29 protein-coding genes are annotated in these 25,150 nt (G+C 49.8%); 10 read left to right on the top strand and 19 right to left on the bottom strand.

Translation table 11 applies throughout. The features are described from left to right. Positions 1-51: 51 nt before the first annotated feature. Genes PsAD26_RS21065 through PsAD26_RS21075 form a run of 3 tightly spaced genes read left to right on the top strand, consistent with a single transcriptional unit; the run spans position 52 to position 3,574 of the window. Positions 52-2,289, top strand: coding sequence for a PBP1A family penicillin-binding protein (locus PsAD26_RS21065; RefSeq protein ID WP_063311980.1), 2,238 nt, complete (start codon positions 52-54; stop codon positions 2,287-2,289). Further along, on the top strand, positions 2,286-2,987 hold the full coding sequence (locus tag PsAD26_RS21070) for a DUF1214 domain-containing protein (RefSeq protein ID WP_063293242.1): 702 nt from the start codon (positions 2,286-2,288) through the stop codon (positions 2,985-2,987). Before PsAD26_RS21065 ends, PsAD26_RS21070 begins: the two co-directional genes overlap by 4 nt. Continuing rightward, a complete protein-coding gene (locus PsAD26_RS21075; RefSeq protein WP_063311981.1) occupies positions 2,984-3,574 on the top strand; it encodes a hypothetical protein in 591 nt (196 codons plus the stop codon). Before PsAD26_RS21070 ends, PsAD26_RS21075 begins: the two co-directional genes overlap by 4 nt. Positions 3,575-3,588: 14 nt before the next feature. On the opposite strand, the gene PsAD26_RS21080 is transcribed toward PsAD26_RS21075, so the two are convergent. After that, complete coding sequence (locus PsAD26_RS21080; protein ID WP_063311982.1) at positions 3,589-4,431, bottom strand: hypothetical protein; 843 nt, start codon at positions 4,429-4,431, stop codon at positions 3,589-3,591. A 55-nt stretch (positions 4,432-4,486) separates the two neighbouring features. After that, a complete protein-coding gene (locus PsAD26_RS29460) occupies positions 4,487-4,687 on the bottom strand; it encodes a hypothetical protein (protein WP_153041545.1) in 201 nt (66 codons plus the stop codon). 388 nt (positions 4,688-5,075) lie between these two features. Between PsAD26_RS29460 and PsAD26_RS21085 the strand changes: the two genes are divergently transcribed. Then, on the top strand, positions 5,076-5,732 hold the full coding sequence (locus tag PsAD26_RS21085; protein WP_208985789.1) for a hypothetical protein: 657 nt from the start codon (positions 5,076-5,078) through the stop codon (positions 5,730-5,732). On the opposite strand, the gene PsAD26_RS21090 is transcribed toward PsAD26_RS21085, so the two are convergent. Together PsAD26_RS21090 and PsAD26_RS21095 are read right to left on the bottom strand one after the other, a co-directional pair. Continuing rightward, the gene (locus PsAD26_RS21090) at positions 5,706-6,092 is read right to left on the bottom strand and encodes a DUF1491 family protein (protein WP_063311983.1); all 387 of its coding nucleotides are present in this window, start codon (positions 6,090-6,092) and stop codon (positions 5,706-5,708) included. The genes PsAD26_RS21085 and PsAD26_RS21090 overlap by 27 nt on opposite strands. 33 nt (positions 6,093-6,125) lie before the next feature. Next, positions 6,126-7,004 carry a peptidoglycan-binding protein gene (locus tag PsAD26_RS21095; RefSeq protein WP_063311984.1) on the bottom strand — a complete coding sequence of 293 codons (879 nt, stop codon included), beginning with the start codon at positions 7,002-7,004 and terminating at the stop codon, positions 6,126-6,128. A 529-nt stretch (positions 7,005-7,533) separates the two neighbouring features. On the opposite strand from PsAD26_RS21095, the gene PsAD26_RS21100 reads away from it, so the two are divergent. Together PsAD26_RS21100 and PsAD26_RS21105 are read left to right on the top strand one after the other, a co-directional pair. Beyond that, entirely contained in the window at positions 7,534-8,118 is a 585-nt protein-coding gene (locus PsAD26_RS21100; RefSeq protein ID WP_063311985.1) for a DUF5330 domain-containing protein, read from the top strand. 146 nt (positions 8,119-8,264) lie between these two features. Next, positions 8,265-8,696, top strand: a complete 432-nt coding sequence (locus PsAD26_RS21105) for a SufE family protein (RefSeq protein WP_063311986.1) — start codon at positions 8,265-8,267, stop codon at positions 8,694-8,696. On the opposite strand, the gene PsAD26_RS21110 is transcribed toward PsAD26_RS21105, so the two are convergent. The 10 genes from PsAD26_RS21110 to PsAD26_RS21155 all read right to left on the bottom strand — a co-directional run bounded on the left by PsAD26_RS21110 (position 8,659) and on the right by PsAD26_RS21155 (position 17,087). Next, positions 8,659-9,405, bottom strand: coding sequence for a DUF6456 domain-containing protein (locus PsAD26_RS21110; protein WP_063311987.1), 747 nt, complete (start codon positions 9,403-9,405; stop codon positions 8,659-8,661). The genes PsAD26_RS21105 and PsAD26_RS21110 overlap by 38 nt on opposite strands. After that, positions 9,389-9,799 (bottom strand): helix-turn-helix domain-containing protein, encoded by a 411-nt coding sequence (locus PsAD26_RS21115; protein WP_063311988.1) that lies wholly within the window; start codon positions 9,797-9,799, stop codon positions 9,389-9,391. Before PsAD26_RS21115 ends, PsAD26_RS21110 begins: the two co-directional genes overlap by 17 nt. Positions 9,800-10,289: 490 nt before the next feature. Next, positions 10,290-10,706 carry a MucR family transcriptional regulator gene (locus PsAD26_RS21120; RefSeq protein ID WP_008549808.1) on the bottom strand — a complete coding sequence of 139 codons (417 nt, stop codon included), beginning with the start codon at positions 10,704-10,706 and terminating at the stop codon, positions 10,290-10,292. A gap of 463 nt (positions 10,707-11,169) precedes the next feature. After that, on the bottom strand, positions 11,170-11,532 hold the full coding sequence (mnhG, locus tag PsAD26_RS21125; protein ID WP_084403760.1) for a monovalent cation/H(+) antiporter subunit G: 363 nt from the start codon (positions 11,530-11,532) through the stop codon (positions 11,170-11,172). Continuing rightward, complete coding sequence (locus PsAD26_RS21130; protein ID WP_063296268.1) at positions 11,529-11,882, bottom strand: cation:proton antiporter; 354 nt, start codon at positions 11,880-11,882, stop codon at positions 11,529-11,531. The genes mnhG and PsAD26_RS21130 overlap by 4 nt, the downstream gene beginning before the upstream one ends. Continuing rightward, a complete protein-coding gene (locus tag PsAD26_RS21135; RefSeq protein ID WP_082827139.1) occupies positions 11,879-12,358 on the bottom strand; it encodes a Na+/H+ antiporter subunit E in 480 nt (159 codons plus the stop codon). The genes PsAD26_RS21130 and PsAD26_RS21135 overlap by 4 nt, the downstream gene beginning before the upstream one ends. Continuing rightward, entirely contained in the window at positions 12,355-13,941 is a 1,587-nt protein-coding gene (locus tag PsAD26_RS21140) for a Na+/H+ antiporter subunit D (protein WP_063311989.1), read from the bottom strand. Before PsAD26_RS21140 ends, PsAD26_RS21135 begins: the two co-directional genes overlap by 4 nt. A gap of 4 nt (positions 13,942-13,945) precedes the next feature. Continuing rightward, positions 13,946-14,323 carry a Na+/H+ antiporter subunit C gene (locus PsAD26_RS21145; protein WP_063311990.1) on the bottom strand — a complete coding sequence of 126 codons (378 nt, stop codon included), beginning with the start codon at positions 14,321-14,323 and terminating at the stop codon, positions 13,946-13,948. Beyond that, positions 14,323-14,739: a Na+/H+ antiporter subunit B gene (locus PsAD26_RS21150; RefSeq protein ID WP_063301932.1), complete on the bottom strand. Its 417-nt coding sequence runs from the start codon at positions 14,737-14,739 to the stop codon at positions 14,323-14,325. Before PsAD26_RS21150 ends, PsAD26_RS21145 begins: the two co-directional genes overlap by 1 nt. Beyond that, positions 14,739-17,087: a putative monovalent cation/H+ antiporter subunit A gene (locus PsAD26_RS21155; protein WP_063311991.1), complete on the bottom strand. Its 2,349-nt coding sequence runs from the start codon at positions 17,085-17,087 to the stop codon at positions 14,739-14,741. The genes PsAD26_RS21150 and PsAD26_RS21155 overlap by 1 nt, the downstream gene beginning before the upstream one ends. A gap of 258 nt (positions 17,088-17,345) precedes the next feature. Here PsAD26_RS21155 and msrB point away from each other — a divergent pair, with 258 nt between their 5' ends. From msrB to PsAD26_RS21180, 4 genes are all read left to right on the top strand, one after another. Then, positions 17,346-17,753 carry a peptide-methionine (R)-S-oxide reductase MsrB gene (gene msrB, locus PsAD26_RS21160; RefSeq protein ID WP_063293251.1) on the top strand — a complete coding sequence of 136 codons (408 nt, stop codon included), beginning with the start codon at positions 17,346-17,348 and terminating at the stop codon, positions 17,751-17,753. Positions 17,754-18,048: 295 nt separating this feature from the next. After that, on the top strand, positions 18,049-20,142 hold the full coding sequence (locus PsAD26_RS21170; RefSeq protein ID WP_063311993.1) for a S9 family peptidase: 2,094 nt from the start codon (positions 18,049-18,051) through the stop codon (positions 20,140-20,142). A gap of 218 nt (positions 20,143-20,360) precedes the next feature. Then, positions 20,361-20,726: a hypothetical protein gene (locus PsAD26_RS30050; protein WP_208860516.1), complete on the top strand. Its 366-nt coding sequence runs from the start codon at positions 20,361-20,363 to the stop codon at positions 20,724-20,726. 48 nt (positions 20,727-20,774) lie between these two features. Next, positions 20,775-21,158 carry a hypothetical protein gene (locus PsAD26_RS21180; RefSeq protein WP_063311994.1) on the top strand — a complete coding sequence of 128 codons (384 nt, stop codon included), beginning with the start codon at positions 20,775-20,777 and terminating at the stop codon, positions 21,156-21,158. 1 nt (position 21,159) lies between these two features. Here the strand turns inward: PsAD26_RS21180 and PsAD26_RS21185 are convergent, their stop codons facing one another. The 5 genes from PsAD26_RS21185 to PsAD26_RS21205 all read right to left on the bottom strand — a co-directional run bounded on the left by PsAD26_RS21185 (position 21,160) and on the right by PsAD26_RS21205 (position 24,991). After that, a complete protein-coding gene (locus tag PsAD26_RS21185; protein WP_063311995.1) occupies positions 21,160-22,218 on the bottom strand; it encodes a ferredoxin--NADP reductase in 1,059 nt (352 codons plus the stop codon). After that, on the bottom strand, positions 22,215-23,375 hold the full coding sequence (locus PsAD26_RS21190) for an aromatic ring-hydroxylating dioxygenase subunit alpha (RefSeq protein ID WP_084403761.1): 1,161 nt from the start codon (positions 23,373-23,375) through the stop codon (positions 22,215-22,217). The genes PsAD26_RS21185 and PsAD26_RS21190 overlap by 4 nt, the downstream gene beginning before the upstream one ends. Continuing rightward, on the bottom strand, positions 23,362-23,667 hold the full coding sequence (locus PsAD26_RS21195) for a hypothetical protein (protein WP_063311996.1): 306 nt from the start codon (positions 23,665-23,667) through the stop codon (positions 23,362-23,364). Before PsAD26_RS21195 ends, PsAD26_RS21190 begins: the two co-directional genes overlap by 14 nt. Continuing rightward, the gene (locus PsAD26_RS21200) at positions 23,642-24,250 is read right to left on the bottom strand and encodes a TetR family transcriptional regulator (RefSeq protein WP_063311997.1); all 609 of its coding nucleotides are present in this window, start codon (positions 24,248-24,250) and stop codon (positions 23,642-23,644) included. Before PsAD26_RS21200 ends, PsAD26_RS21195 begins: the two co-directional genes overlap by 26 nt. 141 nt (positions 24,251-24,391) lie before the next feature. Further along, entirely contained in the window at positions 24,392-24,991 is a 600-nt protein-coding gene (locus PsAD26_RS21205) for a superoxide dismutase (protein ID WP_063311998.1), read from the bottom strand. Positions 24,992-25,150: the final 159 nt, after the last annotated feature.

Genomic DNA, 25,150 nt, shown 5'->3' on the forward strand with positions numbered 1-25,150 from the left:
TTGTCCCCCTTTGCGCATTCAGGGGTGTGACCGGTACTACGGGTAATCAGTTTGGAAGAGAACTCTGATAACAGCGAAAAGCAGAATGTCACGAAAAATTCTGCTGATAATGAGAGAAAAAAGGGTAAGGAGCGATCTTTTACCCTTCATGATCTATCTCAGCGGATGCTTGCAACCGATGCATGGCTGGATTCTGCGCTTTGGCATACCTCACAGTTTCTTGGGGTCTTCTTTCGTGAATACGCGGCCTTCATGCGCCGCTTCTCCTTTCGAGGTCCTGCCAAATTCATCGCAGGGCTTGCTTCTGAAGGGCTGACCTATTGCGCGTTCGGCTTTCTGATCGTGCTGACCTTTGCGCAGCCGGCCTTTAAAGCAACAGAACGCTCCGACTGGAAAACCACCTCCGACTTCTCTGTCAGCTTTTTTGACCGGTTCGGAAACCCGATCGGCAAACGTGGCATTTTGCTGAACGATAAAATTCCGCTGGATGAAATTCCTGATCACATGATCCAAGCCACCCTTGCTACCGAGGACAGACGGTTTTTTGATCACTTGGGAATTGACTTTGTTGGTACCTTCCGCGCCATGGTTGCCAACATAAAAGCACGTTCTGTTGTGCAGGGTGGCTCGTCGATTACCCAGCAGCTTGCAAAAAACCTATTCCTTTCAAACGAACGCACATTACAACGCAAAATCAAGGAGGCTTATCTCGCTATATGGCTTGAGATGAACCTCACGAAGCGAGAAATCCTCAAATTGTATCTTGATCGCGCCTATATGGGCGGCGGGACATTTGGCGTTGCCGCCGCTTCAGAATTTTACTTCGGCAAAGACGTGCGCGAAATCTCGCTGGCAGAAGCTGCAATGTTAGCAGGGCTTTACAAGGCCCCTTCCAAATATGCACCGCATAAAAACCTGCCCTCTGCCCGCGCCCGCGCCAATGAGGTACTGACGAATATCGTCCAAGCTGGCTTCATGACCGAAGGGCAAGTTATTGGCGCCCGACGTAATCCGGCAGAAGCGATTGACCGGAGCAAAAGCCAGGCTCCGGATCACTTCCTAGACTGGGCGTTTGAGCAGGTGAAAGATCTCGCGGAACAGTACCCAGAGCTCAGTAATGACAGAGTTATCTCCGTTCGCACTACGCTTGATCCGGGCCTGCAACGGGAAGCTACCAACCAAATTGAAAGCACCTTGCGCCAATACGGCAAACGTTACGGCGTTGAAGAAGCAGCCATGACAGTTATCACCACCGAGGGCGCCGTGCGCTCTATGGTTGGTGGGCGCGATTACGATGAAAGCCAGTTCAACAGAGCAACAGATGCGCTTCGTCAGCCAGGCTCCTCCTTCAAGCCCTTTGTGTATATGACTGCCTTCCTGAACGGATATGAAAGCGAGAGTGTTGTCCCCGATCGTCCGATCAACATTGGCGGCTGGAGCCCACGCAATTATACCCGCCGCTATGCAGGTGCCGTGACGCTGAAGACGGCTTTGACCAAGTCGATCAATACGATTCCCGTTCGTCTGGCACAGGCCATCGGACGCGATAAGATTGCAACCACAGCCTATATGATGGGCATCAACAGCGAGCTGCGTATTACGCGCGCGATGCCGCTTGGCGTCTCTGAGGTTACGGTTCTTGATATGACAAGTTCCTACGCGGCCTTCGCAGCTGGCGGGAAGAAGGTTGACCCCTACGCCATACTAGAGCTGCGTAATTCAAAAGGCGAGTTGCTTTACAACCATGATCGTGACGCTGGCCCTTCTCTGCGGATTCTACCGTTTGATAAGGTCTCGATGATGAATGATATCCTGGTGAACGTGGTGGAACGTGGCACTGGCCGACGTGCCCGGCTGGATGGAATTACTGCAGCCGGTAAGACTGGTACGACACAGGCTTATCGCGATGCCTGGTTCATTGGCTACACGGGCAACCTTGCGGCTGCGGTCTGGTATGGAAACGATGACTTCTCTTCCTCACGCCGCATGACCGGTGGTAGCTTGCCTGCGATGACCTGGGGCAACTTTATGAAGTATGCGCACCAAGGGTTGGAGCTAAAAGCTATGCCCGGTGTGGAGCCGCCAGAAGGTAAGGATGTTATTGCCGCAAACGGTCTTAGTGATGTTGAGGTGACCGGCCCACCAGAGCTGCTCAACAGAACGTCTCAGCAAGTTCTGGAAGCGCTTGGTAAGCGACTACGCGCTCTGCCATTCAACAGTATTTCTCAGTCAAACGTGCAGGCCCAACTGGGCTCTGACACAAAGGCGGATGTGACTTATACCCGATGACACACACCCCTCACATGCCTTTGGTGGCGGTTCGCGAACCAGAAACCACCCAGATTTTTGATGGAGAAACCTCCTGGCAAAAGCCTTGGCCTCATATTTCGCCATTGCTTTTCAAAGCGCCGTTTTTCTCATTCGGGCCGTTTTTATTCTCCATCATGATCGCTTTGATTGTGGGGATAGGCAGTGCTTATCTGTCGCTCAACAGAGGTTCACCGTTCAGCGCACTGGAGAGTGGCGTATGGGTAGCACACCCGCATGCAGGGACAATCGACAGTGATCCTTACAGTACGGCGATATTTGCACGAACCGGACGCGTACCGCTTGGAAGTGGTGAAGGCATTGCATTTTACGCTGCCTTTGATGACAGTGGACGGGCGCTAGACCCCCAGTGCAATTACAGAATTGCGGGTAAGGTGCCTTCTACTCGCCTATGGACCATTACGGCTTTGAACAACGCGCTGGAGCTGCTTGCGACCGATGCTGGCCGCGCCTCCTTGCATAGCCATGGGATTTTGACAGATCACACAGGTGCGTTTGCAATTCAGGTTTCGCCTGAAGCGCGGCCAGGGAACTGGCTGCCGACTGGGGGGAGTAACGGGCTGGTGTTTGCCATGCGTCTTTACGATATCCCCTATACCACGGGTGCCGGTTTGAGTGCCCCAGTGATGCCCGCTGTTGAATTGGTGAGTTGCAAATGAATGATCTCCTCAAAAAACTGCAGGACCTTTACATTTCCCCGCGCTGGATTTTGTGGGGCATCGGTGGTTTGCTCGTCGCGGGGATAATTCATGTGGCCATTGTTTTGAGCGTTCCCGCTTACGTTCCGCATTCTCCTTATGAGCGGGTTGGCAGCTTTGGCGCCGATCGCAGTTTTCAGATGCTGCCACCGATCCTGCCACGAAGTGAGCCACTGCCAGATCTCGACCCATCTATGCGCCATGCGATCTGTCGTTATTCTCTCGAGAACGGGCCACTGATTGTGAACGCGTTTGCTCCCTCTCCGTTCTGGTCACTTGGCCTGTTCAATGAAAAGGGACAGGTGACTTACAGTCTGAATGACAAGACGTCTGAGGGTGAAGCTGTGCGCATGCTGGTGTTGACACCACAGCAGCTTTCGATCCTGCGTGAGAACCCGCCAGAAGATCTGGAAGAGATGATTGTGGTTGAGACGAATGAGCTGAAGGGGTTTGCGTTGTTCCGCGCCTTTGCACCGTCCAACGCGTATCTGCCACAGATTTCAGCAGCGCTACGAGCCGCAACTTGCTCTGATCTGCCAAAGATTTAGAGCAAACCTTCCGGCTATTTTTTCGGAGCAGCGCTTTCTAAACCCCATCCGGTAAAGATGCGAGACGGCTTTTCGACCTTTTCGGCCGGACGCTTAACTTCGGCATAGCATTTGGATGGCAGCTCTTCGTAGGTGCGACGCAGCTGCTCGTAGCCTTTGCTCGCATCCCAGATCTGCTGGGCAGACGGGGTTTCTACTTCGAGCGCATTGATGGCGATCTGATAGGCTTGCAGACGGCGACCAGTGGCACGGAGTACCCAGTCCACAAAGGACTTATTCTCGCGCACTCTCGCCTTTACTCCCGTCGCGAACTGCGGGTTCACCTGAGTTTGGCGGTTCAGTGCCTCCATGCGTTCATGATCGCTCACCAGCACCTGACGAGCGATCTTACAAAACGGCAGCAGGAGTTTCTGATCAGACCTCATGTCATCAATCAGGCGGGTATAACGCGTTTCACTAGAGCGGTACTTATCCGAGCGCAGATAAACGTAATAGTTTGATGGATTGATCGCAGCATAAGGATCTTTCAAAAACCCTTGGCGTTCCAACTGAGCCTTGTTGGCTCCAATCCAATCCTCAGAGGCCGGCGGTACAACCAGTGTCCATCCGCGATCACGCAGTTCATTTTCCTGATCTGTCAAATTGAGGTTGGAAACGTCTTGCTTCTGGGAATAGCGGTAGAGCATGCCCAGATCTTCTGCGACGCGGTCATGAAGGAAATTGGGCTTTGCTCGGCCAAAATCTCCAGTGGGCTTGGCGCAGGCAAACAACAGCAGGCTGGTTGAAGACACAAGTAGGAGACAAGTCGCAAAGGTGCGGCCTTTGCTGATCAACCCTGTTTTCCCGAATTTGCCCATGACTCACAATCCCACTGCTTGCAGCAATGGAGATACAGGCAAAAAACGTAGGAAGCTAGTCCCTCTCGTATTCCGAGTGCTCTTCTACAACCCGAATGATGCCAACTCTGCCACCGCAGGCCAGTCCCGACGGCATTTTGTAAACACCTGGGAAGATATGGATCTGGGCAGATGAAACCTGACGGTCAAAGCCTCTACGTATCTGCAAGGGCTGCCTGCGAGACCGCTCAGTCACGAGATCATGAAGTGTACCCATTGTTTGTCCTCTGGCACATTTGCGGGTCAGTTTCGTGGTTCTTCTAGCTCCCAGTTAAGCGGAGTTTCAGTTAATGAGCTGTAAAGCATTTGCTCCTAAATTTAGCTAGTAATTCTATTCGATGTCATATGTATCGCTGCGTATTTCTGGCGAATGCGAAAAACATCGATAAATCATTGTTTTGCGTATACAGGTTCCTTCACTCATGGAAGACAGGTCTCAACTCTTAATTGCAGCAACAGAGGCTTTTGCTCAAACCGGCCACTCTCATGCAAGTTCTCATATGTATGAGGAGTTAGCGCTGCAACACCTGTCATCAGCCACCAGGGCAAGTCGACTGAAGGTAGCGCATCTGTTGTGCCCGATCTCTCATGCTCCGGAGGCCGTGATGAAAGCTCTTGCAAATGACCATGACCAGATGATTGGAGAATACGTTGCTCTCAATTCTAAGAGTACCGTTGCTCCTTCACATCCAGCCAGTTCCTCTGATGAGCTTGTAGAAGATCTGGTTGGTCTCTTCCTAGAGAGCGCACCGATCTCATCATACAAAGACCTTTCGGCAAGCCTGACAGATGCTTCAGCTTCAGATGACACGGTCGACGCTCTGACGGAAAATGAGGCGCAAGAGCTTACGCTTCGGGGATTAAAATACGGCCACACGAGCATGGTTGGTCAGCTGGCTCACGCCTGCCGCATGTCTCTAGATCAGATACATCAATGCTGCACGCATTCTTCTCCAGACGGGTTCATTGTCATGCTCGCTGGTCTTGGTTTCTCTTCGCGTCTAATTGATCAGCTGCTCGTACGGTTTTGGGGCACACTCATTGAGACGGATCACATGAGAGACCTGCAAAAATCAGCTGCTGGCGTTAATAAGAAGATTGCACGTCAATTGCTCAGCAGCTGGAGTGTTGAGCCTTCTCAGCCGCGCTATCATACGATTTTTGAAGCAACTGAGACAGTAGTGCGGGAACTAAAAGCTCAGGGCACATCTTTGACGCGGCCTTCACACTACCATTCAGAACTTGCGACCCTTAAAGCCTGAGAATAAGTCCTCAGGCCCTGGCTCTTTTGGCAATGACAGGAAGCTTCTGGCTTCCTTATCTTCCACTTCGACGACCCAGAAGTCAGGATCCATACGCTCTTCGCGTGTGAGTTTGGCTTCAATTTCCTCTCGCGAAGTCTTTTCCATCAAACATTCAAACTCGCGATCAAGTGGCTTTTCCTCTTCAAAGAAAGACTGTGGGGCAGGACCGTAAAAGTCGTAGGTCGTGTCCAACCGATCAACAATGATGAAGATTGCACCGGCTTCCAGCGCACCTTTGCGGCGTATACCTGCGAAAGCACCTTCCGAGAAGCACCGGCGTGTGTAAGCAGCGACCCAGAATTCAGAGGTTACTCGCATCAAGTTGTCTTTCTTATTGAAGAAGTCGCGCGATCAGATCCGTGTACCACTGATTGCTGCAAGTTTGGAGAAGAGGGCTTCGCTCATTTGCCCATCTATCCGCAAAGCATTATCGCGTTGGAATGCGGCAATTGCAGAGGCAGTCTGACCACCTGGAATGCCATCAACTGTAAGCGGGCCGTACCCCAGATCCGCCAATGTTTTTTGTAGGCGCTTGATGCGCTCAGTCATTGCATCCGTTTGACCCGAGACTTGCGTCAGATTAGAGCCACTTTGCGTCAGCGCCTCTATTTCCTCAGGGCTTGCCCGAGGGATAGGAATCTCAGCACCTTCGGCAGCTGCAGTATTGGGGGAAGGCGTAAACGCGTCAAAGTCCATTGTAAGTCGTGCGAGCAGTGCTTCAGTCACCTGCCCGTTTTCACTCATCGCCCGCTGTCTTTGATAAGCACGGACCGCACGCTCTGTTGCAGGACCGAATTGGCCATCAAGGCTGCCCGGGTAGACACCTAAACGACGCAACTCCTTTTGCACTTCAGCGACCAGCTCTTGCTGCCTCAATCTTTGAGTTGCTCTTACAAGTTCTGAGCTGTCTAACTGGCTTTGAGAGATCCGAGTGGCGATCATTGGAGAGGGATGCTTGGCATCTTGCAAAAAGGCTGCATTCACCGCGATCAGTGATGCCATACCAACAAAACCTAACAACACCAGCGTTGAAAGCTTGTTCATGCCAGCGGATTTTTTGGAGGCAGCGTTTGCAACAGCAGCATGATCGACTTCGCCATTTTCATAGAAAACGCCGTCTTCGTCATAGTCTACGTGCATTTGGTAATCACCATCAGGCTGCGTTTGTGCAGCCCCCTTACGGGCTCCACCTTTGCTCGCTTTTTTACCGTTTGGCTTTCGCCCCACCATCAAGCACTACCTCTTTCAACGCAATTCATGTGTTACCCGAGTACCCGGTCACCACCAATTCTAACTGGTGTCTTCCTGAGAGGTTAGAGATATCGCCCTCACCTCAGCAAGTCCACTTTGAATAGATCTCTGCCCACTGAGAACAACCATAAAACCTTGGGTTAAATTGGGCTTTATTTCAGTTTTCCAAGCCTACTGTTTCTATCAAGTTTTGCTTAAAAAAGCTCTTATATGCACTTTTGAGTTTTAATTGTGAGCCTCATTTGGTGGCTTTTTCACTTCAACGAGACGCCGCTGGGATACTTTTTCTACACCTTTTATTAATCATAGGCACGGTTTCCGAAAACTCATAAAGACGAAAAATAGCAATAAATTTCAGTAGTTTTCAAATTTACATAAAATTTGATTCAATTTTATTGAGAACAATATATGTTATATTTGAGAGTAAACCCTATAGTTTCAACAAGTTAAGCGACTATCTAAAAGTTGTCGGCCTCTTCGGCGCAATTGAAACCCACGGGCGAAACCAATGTTCTTTTTGCTTAGAACTACATTTTGGATCGGACTTGTATTGCTTCTGCTCCCAATCGGAACTGGTAGCGATGAAGATGCACCATCTATTGGGATCGTTCAGGTTTATCTTGCAGCACAATCCACAGTGAAGGACTTCGGCGGCTTTTGTGACCGCAATCCTAATGCCTGCGAGATGGGTGGTTCTGTCATCACGCTCGTCGGTTTAAAGGCAAAAGAGGCTGCTAGGCTCACTTACAATTACCTCAGTGACAGTGAGACGGAAGACCTGCAACCCACAAAGTTTGCTGCTTTGCCTTCAGCGCAAGATACTATCGAAGCTATTCCGTTTGATGAGGTTGCAGCTGGCCAGCTGCTGCCGAGCCTTACAAGCCCATCTGACGAGCCTGCACATTCCGGTACACTTAGTTCAGCTGATCGGGACATTCCATGGCAGCTCAATCAAGACCAGCAACAGAACAGTTCTGCGCAGGCAGATCCATCTGAACAAGGTCTGTTTGCTGAAGTTCAGCCAATCTATGCAACTCCGGTTGCTGCTGTACCGTTGCCGCGTCCTAATCCCCTTTATTACGGCCGGAATTAAGACCAATCTCCATAATACTGAGCCTTTTATGGCCTATACTCTAGCTTGGAGTGTGGGCCGTTCTATATTTTGAATCTAATCGTATTGCCCCTGACCGATTGGCGCGGTAGAAACGCCTGCAAAACCCTGAGTGAAAGAATAGTATTATGACCACTGCGATCGCTGATATTCTGGAAGGCTTTGAATTCCTCGAAGACTGGGAAGACCGCTATCGCTATGTCATCGAGCTCGGCCGAGAACTTGAACCTCTGACAGATGATGAACGCAGTGAGGAAAACCGCGTTCATGGCTGTGTTTCTCAGGTCTGGCTTTCGAAGAACATTCAGGAAGATACCGATAAAGGCCCAATCCTATTCTATAAGGGTGACAGCGACGCCCACATTGTTCGCGGTCTTGTTGCTATCGTTCTTGCGCAATACTCCGGTGTTTCTGCAAAGGAAATTCTTGCAACGGACATCGAAAGCATATTTGGCAAGATTGGCCTCAAAGAACATCTGACGCCTCAGCGTTCCAATGGGCTGAATTCCATGGTTCAGCGTATCAAGGATGATGCGTCTGCAGCTCTAACTCAGAATTAGACGCTGCCCAGCTCGCCATCTGAGCGTTTTTGGGACCGACCGCACGATTACGAGACGAACCGTAATGTGTAGCAAGTCGATCTAGCGCCAACCCCAGAACAACCTTAGCCGTTCGTTGTGGCCATTGGCGTTCGCTCTCTACCTGTTTCAGAGACTTCAAGAAACAGCATACATCCATGAGAACGCCGGAGAGCTCCGGTCCGACAGTTGAGAGAGCTCTTTGAAGGCGATCTCTGGCATCGTAAACGCTGTCGGATACATCATCTACCTTGGTACTCGATCGTGATGATTGCTCAGTGCGCCAGTTCGATCTAACGGTTCCCCAAAGTTGCGCGTAGGTGAAGTCTTCTCTTAATCGCTCACCTGCTTCAAATTGCAGTTCGGAGATGTAACCTCTCCCAGTTTTGTCTTTTCTACTCTTTAGCCAGGCGAGCGGGCTTTCTGAGTTAATGGTGTTGATCTGAGATTGCTCCGTTTTGGATTGAGTTTCCAATCCTCCTTGGCTCAATTTTCGCCGCAACCAGCTTTTGCCTTCTTTGGTCAACTGGTAGTCCTCCGCATAGGAAGCAACCAGTGACAGGGCTATTGCACGCGATAAGATAGCTTTAACATCCCCCTCAGGTTCCGGATGCTTCTTTGCAACTGCGAGCCCTTTACAGAACTTGATGAGTTGCATTTCAGATACTGCTTCCTCAGGCTGTGTAGGCATCAGATTGACCTCCTGAGCTCAGAGAAGAATGCATGCGGGCACTGGCAACAGAGGCCGACAGCTGGCCCTCTATCTCAGAGAGGACGGCATCAAATCTTGGATCTTCTCTTAAATCTTCAACAACCTTGCAGGCATGAGCTGCGGTTGTTCTGTCACGACCAAAGACTGCACCTGCTTGGGACAGGGTCATACCCATTGAGACGTGAAGAATATACATTGAGACTTGTCGTGCCTGCGCGGCCTTTGCATAGCCACGAGAAGCAGAGTGAAGCTCCTCAGGCTTCAAACCAAACGCAAGTGCGACATGACCTGTGGCCATCCAGTCCACCGCTGACAGAGGCTTTTGCAACAGTCCAGAATGAACCGAAGACTCCGAACACGGACTCTTGGACATCTTATTTTTCTCCCCCTCAGAAATTCTTGGCATTTAATTACTCCAATGAACTGATTGGTTATCGTCAAAGAACAATTGATTGTTGCCCTAGCGATACTCGGGGGGGATAAGATTGGAACCTCGCGGCCTCAAAACATAAATTTTTCTAAACGACCGGCAGAATTAGCCGATTCTCAAGTGCCGTTTTGGTTTCTCGAAGGCTCTCCGTAAAACCTTATCGAATTACATTTTTGAATTAACTTATGAAACTTGCAGGCGTTTTGAGATCACAACTTAGGAAAGCGCAAGAAAATTAGAACTTAAGCTCTAGTGTCAGATGAGCTGATTTTACCTTTACGGAAGCTGAAACAAGGCGTGCCTTGTCACTATGCACAGCATGTGCATCCTTAAGGGAAATTCATCAATAATGGGGGAGTAAGAAATAGCAGAAGGGGAATAAAAAAAACCAGCCCCCAATGAGGCTGGTTTTCTGTCAGGATATATCCTGAAATTACTTAGCGCGTTTACGCTGCTGGCCGAGACCCATTTTCTTAGCAAGCTCAGAACGAGCTGCCGCGTAATGAGGAGCAACCATTGGGTAGTCTGAAGGCAGACCCCATTTTTCACGATATTCTTCAGGTGTCATATCGTAATGCGTGCGTAGGTGACGCTTAAGGGACTTGAACTTCTTACCATCTTCAAGGCAGATGATGTAATCGTTCGTAACAGACTTCTTAACTGGCACAGCTGGCTTGAGCGGCTCAGGCTCTGGCTCAGAAAGATCGCCACTGGTTTTCTGCAAAGCGACGTAAACGTCGTTGATCAGCACAGGCAAATCGGCAGAGGCCACAGTGTTATTACCAACATAGGCTGACACGATATCAGCAGTCAGTTCCATCAAATTGTTATCTGCAGGGATCTCGCTCATCTCTAACCTGTCATCTTGTGGATCTAAATTTCGTAGGTATGCTTGTATATTACAGGACTAATACTTCAATCCGAAGATTAAACGTTAGATCCGTACTTATCTCAGCTAAGCTTCGACTCTAAACAAGCAAAAACCATAGGGGGCTTTTATAGAGACAGGAAATAAGGATAACAAGTTAAATTCGGCATGAAAAAGCAGATTTACTATGGTTTTTTGTGCATTGTGATTTAGAAGGACCTTACAGACTTCCAACAAACTTGAGAAATCATAGAAGTAAACTAGATAAACTGCTTGCCGTAATGTACAGGCAAAAGAATGTGACTGTACTGCGTAATCGGCTGTTAGCAAGGCGATGCCGGTGAAACTCGCGTTTCTAGTGAATCGCCTTACCAAAGGGCATTGTCGATTATTTCTGGTGCCCTGACTGCACTAAAGCCCAAAAATCTTAGCTAAAGTCGACATATTATTGCGGAGCTTCAGGCTCTGCAGACTTCTTCGTTACACTCAGCTCATCCAACTTGGTTTCCTTACAAGGTTTATAACCCACCACATAGGCAGCTCGTGCGATGAGATGTGCAGAAACCGGAGCCGTCAACAGAAAGAAGCAGACGGTCGCGACAGCGCGCATGAAATCATCCCACTGTTGTGAGTAGAGACCAAGTGCCAACACCATCAGACCAGACCCTAAGGTGCCAGCCTTGGACGCCGCGTGCATGCGTGTATAGACGTCTGGTAGACGGTTGATCCCGAGCGCAGCACCGGCTGCAAAGATTGCTCCAATAATGAGCATTATTCCGGTCAGGATGGAGATAACTGCTGACATCATTTCTGCTCCTCCTGTTTTTCGGAATCTTTGATTTCCTGCATAATAATAAAGTCTTTCGCCTGTCCTCGGTTCAAGATAAAGCGAGCGAAGGCAACGGTTGCCAGAAAGCCGACAAGTCCGAGTGCAAGCGAGATATCGATGTAGAGCGTGTATGATGACCCAACACCTACCGTGGCGATCAGACCGATAGCGACAACTACCAATAGATCCAGTCCAACAATACGGTCAGGCAAAGTTGGGCCTTTGATAATACGATAGACAATTAACAAGAATGTCAGACCGAGAATAAAGAGTGCAATACTCACACAGGCATACAGGAAATCTGCTGCAAAAGCCTCAAATCCGTTCATCGAAACGCCTCCAAGATCTGACGTTCAAAACCATTCTTGATGCCATCAATTGTTTCTTCTGGGTCTGGTACATTGAGGCAATGCACAAACAAGACCTTTCGATCTTCTGATACATCGACCGATAGCGTTCCCGGTGTCAGTGTGACCATGTTTGCCAGCAATGTGATCTCAAAGTCTTCACTGACTGAGAGCGGCACTGCGATAATGCCCGGATGGAGCTTGATCTTCGGTTTGATGACAATCATCAGCACACGCCATGAGGACAGAACCAACTCTTTGAAGAAACTGCCTGCAAGAATGAGGACCTTCCCTCCGCGTTGAAAGTAATCCCGAAATGCGATTTGCTCCCGGATCAGGAACAGCGCGATGCTGGACAAGATAAAGCCAAAAATCAGATTGAGCGGTGTGAATGAGCCGGTGACCGCCCCCCATGCTGCCGCAAGCAGCAAGTTCATGAGAAAGACCATATTGTTCATCGGATACCTCCAAACACGGAACCGATATAGGCTGTCGGATCAATCAGCGTTTTTGCTCCATTTTCAGTTATGGACATCATGGTTTCCGGTAAGATTCCAATCACGAAGATCAGTGCCGTCAGTACGATGAGCGGTAACCAGATACTCCAGGATATATCGGCGGCGTCAGAGCTTCCGGCAATGGGAAGAGCTTGAATGCCATCTACCGTGTGCTCGTTGCCACCCCGCCAGAATGCGAAGATCCAGAGACGTCCTACGGCGATGGTCGTAAACAGTCCTGAGACCAAAATACCTGCTGCGACCCAGCCACGACCAGCTTCTAACGCACCTGCTACGAGGAGCAATTTAGCCCAAAAACCAGAAAAAGGTGGCAAGCCAGCAACTGCGAGCAAGAGGATCAAGCCTATCCCGGCGCCCAAAGGAGTACGGATGTAGAGCCCGCCGATTTCCCGCAAGGAAAATGTACCACTCATCTGGAACATAAAGGCGACCAGAAGATAAAGCGCGGTCATGATGAGAACGGAGTGCATGGAGTAGAAGATTGCGCCAGATACAGCAACTTCATTGCCAACTGCGATACCTGCCATCATGGCACCGATACCGGCGATAACAAGATAGGCCATCAAGCGACGAATATCTGTTTGAGCCAATGCGCCGAGCGAGCCGGTCAACATCGTTGCGATTGCGACTATCCCAATCAACGAGGCCAGCCAATCACGACCTTCCGGCATCAGCAGAAGCATCACTCTGAGCAGCGCATAAACACCGACTTTGGTGAGCAAGCCTGCAAAGATTGCGGCCACTACCAAACGTGGCGTGTGATAAGAAGCCGGAAGCCAGAAGTTGACCGGGAATGCCGCTGCTTTCATAGCAAATGCGAGGAAGTAAAGCGTCGCTAAGCCAAGCATTGGACCAGAATTGTCGAAGGCTTTCAGCTTGCCAGCGATATCCGCCATGTTCAGCGTACCAACCAGCCCGTAAAGCAAGCCAGTTGCTGCAAGGAACAGCGTTGTCGCAATCAGGTTCAGCACTGCATATTTTACAGCACCGTCGATCTGCACCTTTTCATTTCCGAGGATCTGCATACCGAAGGATGAGATCAACAGGACTTCAAACCAAACATAGAGGTTGAAGATATCACCCGTTAGAAATGATCCAGTGACACCGCAGAGCAGCATCAGAAGGAACGGATAGAAACCGTAACGCCGTTCATTTTCGGCAATTGAGTTCATTGCGAAGACGGCAACGCACATGGTTGCTACAGAGGCTGTCAGCGCCAGCAACGCGCCAAGTGGGTCAGCCGTAAAAGCGATACCGAATGGCGGGAGCCAACTGCCCATCACCATTGTCACGACACCGTTGGTGAGAACGTGGTTAAGCAAGCCAATGTTTGAAAGGATCACCAATGCGATTGTTGTGATCGCGATCCAAGGCTGAGTCGCCGATTTCTTTCGGAAAATAATTGAAATTGCACCGCCTGCCATGGTGAGCAGGACAGGAGCAACCAAAAGCCAGTCCGCAAGAGGCACGGCCTCCGTCACCATTGCCGCTGTAATATCAACTGTAGTCTTCGTTGCAGCCATCTACTTAGTACCCCAGCGGCGGTTCAGAATGTTCTTTAGGTTCTGCGACGCGCATATCAAGCAAGTCATCCGTTCCCAGTTCCTGATAGGCCCGGTACCCAAGGACCAGGAAGAATGCCAGGAAGGAGAACGAGATCACAATTGCGGTCAGCACCAATGCCTGAGGCAGAGGGTTCGCTGTTGCTTCTACTGGGAGAAAGCTTTTAAGCGGAATGATTGGCGGGACATCACGTGTGAGACGTCCTGCTGTGAAGATCAAGAGGTTCACGGCATTCCCAAGAATGGCAATGCCCAGCAGGATCCGCACGAGTTTGCGAGATAGTAGCAGATAAATGGAACCAGCAAAAAGGATCCCGACCAGAACAGAGAAAAGCGTTTCCATTAGTCTGCCCTTTCTTCCAGAGAAAGAGCGATCGACGAAATCGCCCCTACCACTACCAGATAAACCCCAATGTCGAAAAACAGCGGTGTTGATAGATCAATCACAGTGCCCAAGAACGGGAGAGCAAGCCACTGACTTGTCATTGCCGGCTGTCCCAAGAACAGGCTCGGCAACACAGACACCACCGCCAGGAGCAAACCTGATGCAGCAATGGACATGGGATGAAATTTCATTGCCCGGCGAACTGCTGAGACACCGCAAGCAATGCCATAAATTGCAAAGGCGGAGACAGCAATAAGCCCACCGATGAAGCCTCCACCTGGTTCATTATGCCCACGGAGCAAAACGAAGACGGAAAAGAGCATCATCAGGGCAGAGAGATACGGAGCGACCGTTCTGAATATAAGCGTATTCATTAGCGATTTTTCTCCGAGTTCGAGTTTCCGTTTGATTTAGGTCGCACTCGGATAAGTGCAAGGACCGCCAGACCGGTTACCATCACAACAGAGATCTCTCCGATGGTGTCAAAGCCACGGAAATCAACGAGAATAACATTCACGATGTTCCGGCCATGCGCGATCGTCCTACTGTACTGTGTGAAGAACTCAGAGAGTGTTGGGTCAAACGGCAGCTGGACAATAGACATGAGCAGCATGCTGATACCAGCACCGCAAAGCACTGACAGACTGATGTCAAAAGCCTTGCCACGTGACGACCGGGCATCCGTTGGCTTCAGGTTCAGGCGGGTCATTACCAATGCGAGGATCACAACGGAAAGGGTTTCGACCATAAACTGCGTGAAGGCCAGGTCCGGAGCACCAAAGAGCAGGTAGATCAATGCCACTGCAAAACCCTGAATACCAAGCAGGACAATTGCGGTCACTCGATAACGTGCAGTCAGCACGGCATAAACGCCAATCACGGCAATGGCAGCGATAAACCACTCATAGGCGTAGAAGCTACCTATACCTTGCAGCTTCGGCCAATTGCCAGTGAGGATCATTGGCACAAATAGTACGAATGCAATGACAGTGAACGTGGCACGCATGTAAGTGACCATACTGCCAGTTTGAACAGTTTGGGTCAGTGTGGTGGCAAAGCGAATGATGATTTCCAGGACCTGGTCGAAACCTTTATCCGGTCCCCACCCAATGGCGCGCAGGGCGTCGGCAACAATCACACGAAGCTTATCCATATACATGAAGATGATAATACCAAGGGCAATTGTCGCCAAAGATAGATAAAGCGCAGGTGACAGGTATGTCGGGAACAGATGCAACTCTTCATCAAACGGTGTGCCGAGAATTGCAGAGGTCATTGGTGACAAGAGTTGATGACCAACTGATGCAATGAATGCGCCTGCAGCCAAACCCAGAACCGCGAGAGTGATTGACCCTGCAATGAGTAGGACTGTTCCTTCATGAGCAACTTTTGGTGTTTTCACCTTGGCACCGAAGAACGGTTTGATGGCAACGGTTGCAGCCAGAGCAAACATCATGGCGTTGCCCAATACGGCAAAGCCGGTCCAAAGTCCGCCATTCATTGCGTGCCATGTTCCATCATAAAGAACTTCTTTTGCAACAAAGCCGACAAGGGGTGGTAAACCCGCCATTGATAGAGCTGAGAGGACTGCAGCAGTGCCGGTGATCGGCATCAGTGAGAACAAGCCCCCGACCCTGTTCAGATCGCGTGTGCCTGATTCATGGTCGACGGTTCCGACCACCATAAACAAAGAGCCCTTAAAGAGAGAGTGCGCGAACAGGTATATAACGGCGCCTTGAATAGCGACTGGATCTGATGTGCCCGTTAACATCACAAGCAGCCCAAGAGATGCAACTGTTGTGTACGCCAGAACGAGTTTGAGATCCGTCTGCCGAATGCCAAGGATGGTGCCGACAAGCAGCGTGATGCCACCGAAGATCGGAAGCACAGTCATCCAGAGTTCAGTGTCTCCCAGAACCGGATGCATACGCATGAGCAGATAAACACCAGCTTTCACCATAGTCGCAGAGTGCAAGTACGCAGAAACCGGTGTCGGTGCTTCCATTGCGTTTGTAAGCCAGAAATGGAATGGGAACTGAGCAGATTTTGTAAAGGCGCCAAGCACGACCAAAATGAAGATCGCGGTGTAATACGGGCTTTCGCGCAAAACGTCGCCAGAATTGAGCAGCTCACTCAACTCAAAACTGCCACCTTGGTATCCAGCTAAGATCAGACCAGCCATGAGCGCCAGACCACCGCCGCCAGTCACAACAAGCGCCTGCACAGCAGAGCGGCGCGAGGCACGGCGCAGGTGGTCAAACCCGATCAACAGGAAGGACGTGATGGACGTCAACTCCCAATAAACGAAGAGCGTGATGACGTTGTCAGCAACAACAACGCCCAGCATAGCTCCCATAAACAGGAACAGATAGGACAGAAACTGTCCAAGATTCTCATGACCTTTCAGGTATCCACCTGCATAGAGCGTAATGAGCGTTCCAATTCCCGAAATCAAAAGCACAAATAAGACAGACAGGCCATCCAGATAAATCGAGAAATTTACGTTGAAGGTGGGAACCCACTCCAAGCTCGCCTTGAATGTTTGCCCCTCGGCAATTCCTGGCACAAAGGAGAGAAACTGTAAGAACGCCAATGCAGGAATAACAGCGAGAAGCCATGCAGCATTGTGTTTCAGAGTCTTTGCCAGAAAGGGACTAAGCGCAGCGGCAACAAACGGGCCTAATAACGCCCAGAACGTTGCCTCGACACCGAATAAAGGCATGTAGCACTCCGTAAATTAATTAGTGTGGTTAACCTATAAGACCGAGTCGAATTTGCCAAACACGCTCCCCCGACCACTCCAAAGACATAATCTGCCCACCCAAGCAGGGCAAGTTCATCACATTCTAGTTTTGTCAGGTTTCAATAAACTCTAACCTCACCTAATTGTAACTTGCCTTTTAGACATTGGCTGTTTGTTTATGTCTTGGTAAACTTAACATGGCCCTACCATTGAGCCCGTTGAATAAGGATTTCTATCATGTTTAACAAAAAATCACCTAAGGACATGACCGAGTCGGAATGGCGGGAACAACTGACTCCAGAGCAATATCGTATCCTTAGGGAAAAAGGTACCGAACGCGCCTTCACTGGCCCCTACTGGAACACCTTTGAAACTGGCACCTACAGCTGCACTGCGTGTGGCTCTAAGCTATTCAAATCAGATACAAAATTTGATGCAGGTTGCGGTTGGCCAAGTTTCTTTGAAGCGGTCTCACCCGATGCGGTGACGGAACATAAAGACGCTACTCTTGGCATGGTGCGTACGGAGATTTGCTGCGCAAGTTGTGGAGGACATCTCGGACACGTTTTCCCTGACGGCCCACCACCAACAGGACTTCGCTACTGCATGAATGGTACTTCGATGACATTCACACCTGACACGTAGTTTTGATCAAAGCTAAGATAGGTGTTATCGCGAAGCAAAAGAGCGACGTTTTGAAGCTGTGGAAGAACAACTCCAACTACATTGAAATAATATTATCTGCTCTCTTCGAAAGACATATGAGCATAAAAATTATCGGTGTAAAAAGCTTTGACTTCAAATTTATACCTTCGATAGAGCGCATATCTTCTCAGGGATAAGTTTTAATCGGGAACTGGCTTTATGTCCGTTCCCGATTAAAATGCTGAACAACAGAAATCAGATCTCAAAGTGATCAGCGCAAACTCAGTCAGGTATAATGAAAAAGTCAGCTCCACCTCGCGCCCAGATGCGCACTCATGAAACCAGCCATCATGGTTTTACTCGCAACGAGCCTTATGCCTGGCTGCGCGCAGACAATTGGCAGGAGGTTATGCGAGATCCCACTCTGCTTGATGCTGAGATCCGCACCTATCTTGAAGCAGAAAATGCTTATACCGAAAACGAGATGGAAGACACCGAAGAGCTGCAGAAGGCACTCTTTGCAGAGCTTAAGGGCCGCATCAAAGAAGATGACAGTTCTGTCCCTGCTCCTGATGGTGAATACGCCTATGCCACCAAGTTTGTTGAAGGTGGCCAACATCCCAAATTTGTGCGCAGCAAGCGGGACGGTAGTGACCCCGTAACTCTTGTTGATGGCGACCTTGAAGCAGACGGCAAAGCATATTTCAAATTTGGCGGCGCATCTCACAGCGATGACCATAGATATCTGGCCTGGGCCTACGATGACAAAGGGTCTGAATACTACACTTTGAAAGTGCGTGACACGACAACAGGACAGGATCTGGAGGACACCATTCCAGACACGGGTGCTGGTGGCGTTTGGTCTACGGATGGTCAGTATCTGTTTTATGTTCAGGTAGACGCAAACCATCGTCCTTCCAAGCTCTTCCGCCACAAGCTTGGTACAGCTCCGTCTGAAGACGTTCTTGTATATGAAGAACAGGACACAAGCTTCTTCGTGGGGCTTGGCAGAACACAGTCCGGACGCTTCATTTGTGTTGGTTCTGGTGACCATGAAACCACCGAAGTCTGGCTCATCCCGACAGATGAACCTTTGGCAGCTCCCACATTGGTTGCCAAACGCGAGACAGGCGTGGAATATTCCGTAGAAGACAACGGTGATCGTCTACTGATCCTGACAAATGCTGGTGAAGCTGAAGACTTCAAAATTATCAGTGTGCCACTTGTCGCTCAACTTGCCCTTCCGGGAAAGTCTCACTGGGTTGATCTGATTGCCCACAAACCTGGTCGCCTGATCCTATCGCACGATGTTTACAAGGACTACATGGTGTGGCTTGAGCGCGTTGATGGCTTACCGCGCATTGTCGTCCATCGTTTCATTGATGGCATTTCACATAGCATTGAATTTGATGAAGAAGCCTATAGCCTCGGTATCGCTGCAGGGTTTGAGTACAACACCACAACTATCCGGTTCACGTATTCTTCCATGACAACACCAAGCGAGGTTTACGATTATGACCTTGCTACGCGTGATAGAGTGCTCCGCAAGCGACAGGAAGTGCCATCTGGTCACGATGCATCGGAATATATTACGCGCCGTTTGATGGCTCCTTCCCATGATAGCACTCTGGTTCCGGTTTCCTTACTCTACAAACGCTCGACAGTTCTTGATGGTAGCGCCCCATGCCTGCTCTACGGTTATGGGTCCTACGGTATTTCAATTCCTGCAAGCTTCTCCACCAATGCTCTGTCGCTGGTTGATCGTGGTTTTGTTTATGCGATTGCGCACATTCGTGGCGGCAAAGACAAAGGCTATGCATGGTACAAGAACGGGCGTCGTGAGTTCAAGAAGAACACCTTTTATGACTTCATCGCAGCCTCAAAGTTCCTGGCCAGCGAAGGCTTCACCGCTCATGACAGGATCGTAGCCCATGGAGGCTCAGCTGGTGGCATGTTGATGGGCGCATGCGCAAACATGGCACCAGAGGCTTTTGCAGCGATGATTGCTGAAGTTCCATTCGTGGACGTACTTACCACAATGCTGGACGATACCTTACCGCTCACCCCGATTGAATGGCCAGAATGGGGTGATCCGATCCGTGATAAGAGCGCGTATGGGTACATCGCGTCCTATTCTCCTATTGATAACGTGGAAGCGAAAGACTACCCGGCGATCTTCGCACTTGGAGGCCTGACAGATCCGCGCGTTACCTATTGGGAACCAGCCAAATGGGTTGCGACACTGCGTGAGAAGAAGAGTAACGATAGTCTAGTGATGTTGCGCACCAACATGGATGCTGGACACGGCGGCGCATCAGGCCGCTTTGACCGCCTGAAAGAGGTCGCATTGGTCTATGCCTTTGCTTTGAAACAAACTGGCAAGGCCTAACCAACCCTCAAAGAGCAATTTCAAAAAGGCGCCTCAAACGGCGCCTTTTCTATTTAATATAGCTGCAAGTTTACCTTAACCTTATTCTCAGTTCAAAAACTCCGTTAAGAATACTGGAACCAACATAGGACTAAGATTGTTTGGTCGAATGAGGAGCTTTAACTCCTCTTGGCGCTCAATGTTAAAGACATAAACAACAAAAAAGTCTGGAACATCCTGTGCGTGCCATTCTGGTTATCTTGCTTCTTACCATCATGCTGCCTGCGCCCACAGCCGCTCAGGTCAACAATAAGCTTTATCCGTTTAATCATCTGATCCCGAATGACTTGCGGTCGGCGCCGCGGATTTATGGGTCGCAGTATGATTGTCGGATCAGAGTGAAAGAGGATGGGGCAGAGAATGTTTATCAGGCGTTTGTGACCGGATATTTCAGCGATCCCAGCCGCAATATCTCCAGCGTTGCCTGCTTCCGTACAATGAAGAAGTGTCAGGCTTATCTGAATTTCATGCGTGGGTATTTGGAACTTACGCGCAGTGCCAGCTGCCAGCACGGATATTACAAAGGTCTTTTTGGCTGGTTTTAAAAATAACTTTGACAGAAGAGGCCGATAAGGCCCGAAAGCGTTGAGTAAATGAAGACAATTGCCCCACTCGCCTGCTTTGCAGCAGCGTCTCTTTTTCTTGTAAGCTGCAGTCAACCACCAAGCACCAATTATCTGGAACGACAGCTCATACCTCGTACTGGGCCGATTATGCCGCGTGTGAGAGGCACTCAGTATGATTGTTCCATTGCGACTGCAGAACACGGCGCAACCAATATATGGCAAGCAAATGTTGGCGGGCGCGTCCTGAGTGATAATCAGCCCTACAACGTTTCGACAGAGGCTTGCTTCACAACTCAGAATGAGTGCGAAGCGTTCCTCTATCTCATGAACGGAGTTTTAGATCAGATCATTACATCCCGGTGTCAGCTTGGGTATGAAAAGGGCTTCTTCGCCAAGCTGTTCGGATCTTGAATTACTTAAAGCTGATCGATAGTTCTGCGGTTTTTGCATAGGATTGGCAGGTCAGAATAGCCCCTTTGGCGACTTCAGAGTCTTCCAAAGCCATTCTGGCCTGCATGTTTACCGCGCCGCTCTTGATCTGCGCCCGGCACGCTCCGCAGATTCCTGACTGGCAGGAGTAAGGTGGCTCCAAGCCCGCTGCCCGGACAGCATTCATGACCGACTGTCCCTTTGCAACTTCCAGCTCGATGGCTTCGCCGTAATAATCGAGCTTCAGCAGAGCTGGTACGCTGGACACTTCTTTTTGCGTTTCAAGGCTTCCACCAAAACTCTCTGCATGGATACGATCTGTCGGAACATCGCAGTTTTGAAGAGCCTTGCGCACATCTGCGTTCAAGGTGCCAGGACCGCAAATAAAGTATTGCGTATTCTGAGCAACCGGGCGGCATTCGGACAAATACTCCACGGTTACGTCTTTGGTTATCCGGCCAGATTTCCAGGGTGAAAACATAGACCACATGGACGGTTTTGATAGAATATGTCTGACTTCCAGCTGAGATGAGAAGCGCTCTACCAATTGCTCCAGTTGTTCCTTAAAGATGATGTCATCAGCTGTCCGGTTCGCATATAGCAAGAACAGTTTCGAACGTGGCTCTTTGTCCAATGCTGCTTCAATCATGGCTGCAGCCGGTGTAATTCCACTTCCACCAGCAAAGAAGTAGAGCGTTCTTTGCTGGTCTTTCTGAGGCTCAAGCGTGAAACCTCCGAAGGGTGGCATCACATTTAGCTGCTGACCTGCCTTCACCTTTGAGCAAAGATATCTGGAGACAAGGCCATCTGGATTGGGTTTGACTGTGATCTGTAGCGCTTTGCCGCGACTGGGGGCCGCTGAAATCGTGAAGGGACGACGTACCTTCTCACCATTTACATCCAGCTCAATGGTGATGTGCTGTCCTGGCTTCCAGAGAAACTCCTCCTTCAGCTCTGCAGGGACGTCAAACCTGATAGTTTTCGCATGCTTTGCTTCAGAGATAACCTCTGAAACCCTCAGTGAATAAGTGATATTTCTCACGGTTTACGCTCCACCCATTCAGCCACGACACGCTGATGATCGCGAACGGGCTTTTCACCGTGCTTGGAGGATGGACCGTGCTCGAAGTATGGGCTTTGCAGGGACTTCTGCTGCTGCTCACAGGCATAGATATCTTCCTGCATAAAGTCGCCAGACGACATTGGATCTACTTTTGGGTCTTCGTTGTATTTTGCGCCCAGATGCTTATCCCAGAAGGAGGCTGATGCCATGGCCGCTTTTGTGAAGGCCCAAGTGGATTCATTTGCTACACGTGTCCGTATCTCAACCATGGATCTGTCCGGGGCAATTGGCGTTATATGGAAGGTGGACCATGAGTTTTCAGATTCACCCAATCCAATCCCGGGGAACAACATTGGCACCCAGGCCCCCATTTTATCTTTTGGGATGCCCGGAATGAGCGGCATTGGTGTGACTTTCTCCACCTCAGCAGCATAGAAATCTGCAAGAGGCTCCCAGAAGGCGAAGTGCGGGCCGATGAACTCGCACTCAATCTTCGAGTGGTCATACATGTTGAGCGTATGAGAATGCAGGTGTGCAAGATGATATCCGTCGATGTAATTCTCGACAATGATCTTCCAGTTGGCCTTGATCTCGTGCTTTGAGTAGCCCTCTTCCGTCTCAATTAATCCGGCTGGATCATATGGTGCAAGATATGGCTCTACCTCTCCAAACCAATTGATGATGGATGGAGCATTCTCATCTGGGTGCACCCAGAGCATTCCACGCCAGATATCGACAGATGCTTTTTTCAAACCATTGCAGGACAGATCGATATCTGGGAACTCTTTTTCCTGTTCCGGGACAGAAATCAGATTGCCTTCAAGGTCATAAGTCCAGTCATGATAAGGGCATGTGATCGCCTTTTGCGTTTTGCCTTCAGCCCGCAGAAGCTGAGTGCCTCTGTGGCGGCAGATGTTGTGAAACGCACGCAAGCGATGGTCACGACCCATTACGATGAAGATATTGTTCAGGCCAGCCTGAACGGAGATGTATTGGCCCGGTTCAGTGATGTCTTCCCGAAAGCCTGCGAGCGACCAGGTTTTGGAGAAAATTTGGGCCTGCTCTCGATCAAACCACTCTTGCGAAGTGTAGGCCTCTTTGGGCAGAACGGGCATACCGTTGCTATGAGTAGACATGGGGAACGCCTCCTAGCTTCATTATCAAGTCTGCGAGGATGAGGTAGAGCGAAAGCGTCGCCCACAGGATGATCGTGATCCAGAACAGGAACGGGTTATCACCACGTGTGAGAGTTTCGACAACATAGACGGACTGGCTCCGCCACGCTCTAAATGTCCAAAGGAGGAAAAGCGCACCCCAAACCCATTGCCAGCCGTAATAAAGCGAGGCGGCAATCAGGATCAGAGCAAAAATGGTTCGCCACTTGCCGTAGCTGATTATCTTTCTAAGGAGCTCTTTGACTACCTGCATTATCTTCCAAGGACCTCAACAGCAGCAATGCTGCATTTTTTGCATAACGCCTCCACGCATGTGGCGGCTTGAGGGGAGCCAAGGAATCAACGTTGAAGTAGAGCGCTACGATGCCATGGGCAACGGTTTCGGCAGCTTCACTCTCCACTTCAAGAAAGTCTCGTTTAATTGCCTCGACGACAACTGCTGTAAAATCACCAACCCATTTCAGAAGAGCTTCTGCCTCAGCAGGAAACCTGTCTGCTGCTGCGACGATGGATTGGAATACCATCATCTCAGCTGGATCAGAGTGGCCACGATCATCAAACAGATGGTCAACGGCAGCGTAGGAACCACGTTTTGCTGGCAAAGCGTTTGCGAACATTGTCGTTAGCTCACTAAAGCCTGACAGAACATGGGTTACAACAGCGTTTATTATCTCTTCCCGATTACCGGCGTGATGCCGGATAAGCGGTCGTTTCAGTCCGGTTTCATCAGCAATGCGATCCAGCGTCACACCTTCCAAACCATATTGAGCAACGCATTTTGCAGCAGCTTCAACGATTTCATTCAGTCTGGCGGATTGAACACTTGGACGCGGCATGGGTATGTGCTTTCACTCATCGGACACGAGTAGAGATAGGCTCCAATTAATTAACTGTCAATAGTGACAATTTAAAAAATCAAAGCCATCGAGACAAAAAAGGCGGCACGAGGCCGCCTTGATTATAATCTGTCTTTGGGATTAAACAGCTTCAGAGTACAGCTCTTCCACGTATTCCCAGTTGATCAGGTTATCAACGAACGCTTCCAGGTACTTAGGACGCGCGTTGCGGTAGTCGATGTAGTAGGAGTGTTCCCATACGTCGCAGCCAAGAATTGGGGTTGCGCCGTGTACGATTGGGTTTTCACCGTTAGGTGTTTTCATCACTACGAGCTTGCCATCTTTAAGAGCGAGCCATGCCCAACCGGAACCAAACTGAGTTACACCAGCGTTGATGAAGTCAGCGCGGAACTTGTCGAAGCCACCGAGGTCTTCGTCAAACTTCTTAGCCAAAACGCCTGGCAGGGAAGAACCGCCGCCATTTGGCTTCATCCATTTCCAGAAGTGCAGGTGGTTAAGGTGCTGACCAGCGTTGTTGAACAGGCCTGCATTGGTGCCGTAGCTTTCTTTAACGATCTCTTCAAGGCTTTTACCTTCAAGACCTGAACCTTCGAGCAGCTTGTTGCCGTTGGTTACGTAAGCCATATGGTGTTTGTCATGGTGGAACTCGAGAGTTTCAGCAGACATATAAGGGGCCAGAGCGTCGTATGCGTATGGCAGGTCTTCAAGAGCGAAAGACATGGTTTACCTCCATGGGAAAGGAAAGTTTAGGCGCAGTACTTTTCGGTTTTACAACCGATCAGCGCTGCAACTCATGGTGCAAAATAGTGATGTTTTTCCGTATGAGCAACGGGTGAAGAGCATAATTTGCAAATATTTTTCTTGTTTTTTTGTAAGTAG

Source organism: Pseudovibrio sp. Ad26, from assembly GCF_001623285.1.
Classification (GTDB): Bacteria; Pseudomonadota; Alphaproteobacteria; order Rhizobiales; family Stappiaceae; genus Pseudovibrio; species Pseudovibrio ascidiaceicola.

What these genes read in the sequence shown, in the direction of transcription:
- PsAD26_RS21070 (WP_063293242.1), top strand. Translation starts at nt 2,286, where the DNA reads ATGACACACACCCCTCACATGCCTTTGGTGGCGGTTCGCGAACCAGAA.
- PsAD26_RS21075 (WP_063311981.1), top strand. Translation starts at nt 2,984, where the DNA reads ATGAATGATCTCCTCAAAAAACTGCAGGACCTTTACATTTCCCCGCGC.
- PsAD26_RS21080 (WP_063311982.1), bottom strand. Translation starts at nt 4,431, where the DNA reads ATGGGCAAATTCGGGAAAACAGGGTTGATCAGCAAAGGCCGCACCTTT.
- PsAD26_RS29460 (WP_153041545.1), bottom strand. Translation starts at nt 4,687, where the DNA reads ATGGGTACACTTCATGATCTCGTGACTGAGCGGTCTCGCAGGCAGCCC.
- PsAD26_RS21085 (WP_208985789.1), top strand. Translation starts at nt 5,076, where the DNA reads ATGAAAGCTCTTGCAAATGACCATGACCAGATGATTGGAGAATACGTT.
- PsAD26_RS21090 (WP_063311983.1), bottom strand. Translation starts at nt 6,092, where the DNA reads ATGCGAGTAACCTCTGAATTCTGGGTCGCTGCTTACACACGCCGGTGC.
- PsAD26_RS21095 (WP_063311984.1), bottom strand. Translation starts at nt 7,004, where the DNA reads ATGGTGGGGCGAAAGCCAAACGGTAAAAAAGCGAGCAAAGGTGGAGCC.
- PsAD26_RS21100 (WP_063311985.1), top strand. Translation starts at nt 7,534, where the DNA reads ATGTTCTTTTTGCTTAGAACTACATTTTGGATCGGACTTGTATTGCTT.
- PsAD26_RS21105 (WP_063311986.1), top strand. Translation starts at nt 8,265, where the DNA reads ATGACCACTGCGATCGCTGATATTCTGGAAGGCTTTGAATTCCTCGAA.
- PsAD26_RS21110 (WP_063311987.1), bottom strand. Translation starts at nt 9,405, where the DNA reads ATGCCTACACAGCCTGAGGAAGCAGTATCTGAAATGCAACTCATCAAG.
- PsAD26_RS21115 (WP_063311988.1), bottom strand. Translation starts at nt 9,799, where the DNA reads ATGTCCAAGAGTCCGTGTTCGGAGTCTTCGGTTCATTCTGGACTGTTG.
- PsAD26_RS21120 (WP_008549808.1), bottom strand. Translation starts at nt 10,706, where the DNA reads ATGAGCGAGATCCCTGCAGATAACAATTTGATGGAACTGACTGCTGAT.
- mnhG (WP_084403760.1), bottom strand. Translation starts at nt 11,532, where the DNA reads ATGATGTCAGCAGTTATCTCCATCCTGACCGGAATAATGCTCATTATT.
- PsAD26_RS21130 (WP_063296268.1), bottom strand. Translation starts at nt 11,882, where the DNA reads ATGAACGGATTTGAGGCTTTTGCAGCAGATTTCCTGTATGCCTGTGTG.
- PsAD26_RS21135 (WP_082827139.1), bottom strand. Translation starts at nt 12,358, where the DNA reads ATGAACAATATGGTCTTTCTCATGAACTTGCTGCTTGCGGCAGCATGG.
- PsAD26_RS21140 (WP_063311989.1), bottom strand. Translation starts at nt 13,941, where the DNA reads ATGGCTGCAACGAAGACTACAGTTGATATTACAGCGGCAATGGTGACG.
- PsAD26_RS21145 (WP_063311990.1), bottom strand. Translation starts at nt 14,323, where the DNA reads ATGGAAACGCTTTTCTCTGTTCTGGTCGGGATCCTTTTTGCTGGTTCC.
- PsAD26_RS21150 (WP_063301932.1), bottom strand. Translation starts at nt 14,739, where the DNA reads ATGAATACGCTTATATTCAGAACGGTCGCTCCGTATCTCTCTGCCCTG.
- PsAD26_RS21155 (WP_063311991.1), bottom strand. Translation starts at nt 17,087, where the DNA reads ATGCCTTTATTCGGTGTCGAGGCAACGTTCTGGGCGTTATTAGGCCCG.
- msrB (WP_063293251.1), top strand. Translation starts at nt 17,346, where the DNA reads ATGTTTAACAAAAAATCACCTAAGGACATGACCGAGTCGGAATGGCGG.
- PsAD26_RS21170 (WP_063311993.1), top strand. Translation starts at nt 18,049, where the DNA reads ATGAAAAAGTCAGCTCCACCTCGCGCCCAGATGCGCACTCATGAAACC.
- PsAD26_RS21180 (WP_063311994.1), top strand. Translation starts at nt 20,775, where the DNA reads ATGAAGACAATTGCCCCACTCGCCTGCTTTGCAGCAGCGTCTCTTTTT.
- PsAD26_RS21190 (WP_084403761.1), bottom strand. Translation starts at nt 23,375, where the DNA reads ATGTCTACTCATAGCAACGGTATGCCCGTTCTGCCCAAAGAGGCCTAC.
- PsAD26_RS21195 (WP_063311996.1), bottom strand. Translation starts at nt 23,667, where the DNA reads ATGCAGGTAGTCAAAGAGCTCCTTAGAAAGATAATCAGCTACGGCAAG.
- PsAD26_RS21200 (WP_063311997.1), bottom strand. Translation starts at nt 24,250, where the DNA reads ATGCCGCGTCCAAGTGTTCAATCCGCCAGACTGAATGAAATCGTTGAA.
- PsAD26_RS21205 (WP_063311998.1), bottom strand. Translation starts at nt 24,991, where the DNA reads ATGTCTTTCGCTCTTGAAGACCTGCCATACGCATACGACGCTCTGGCC.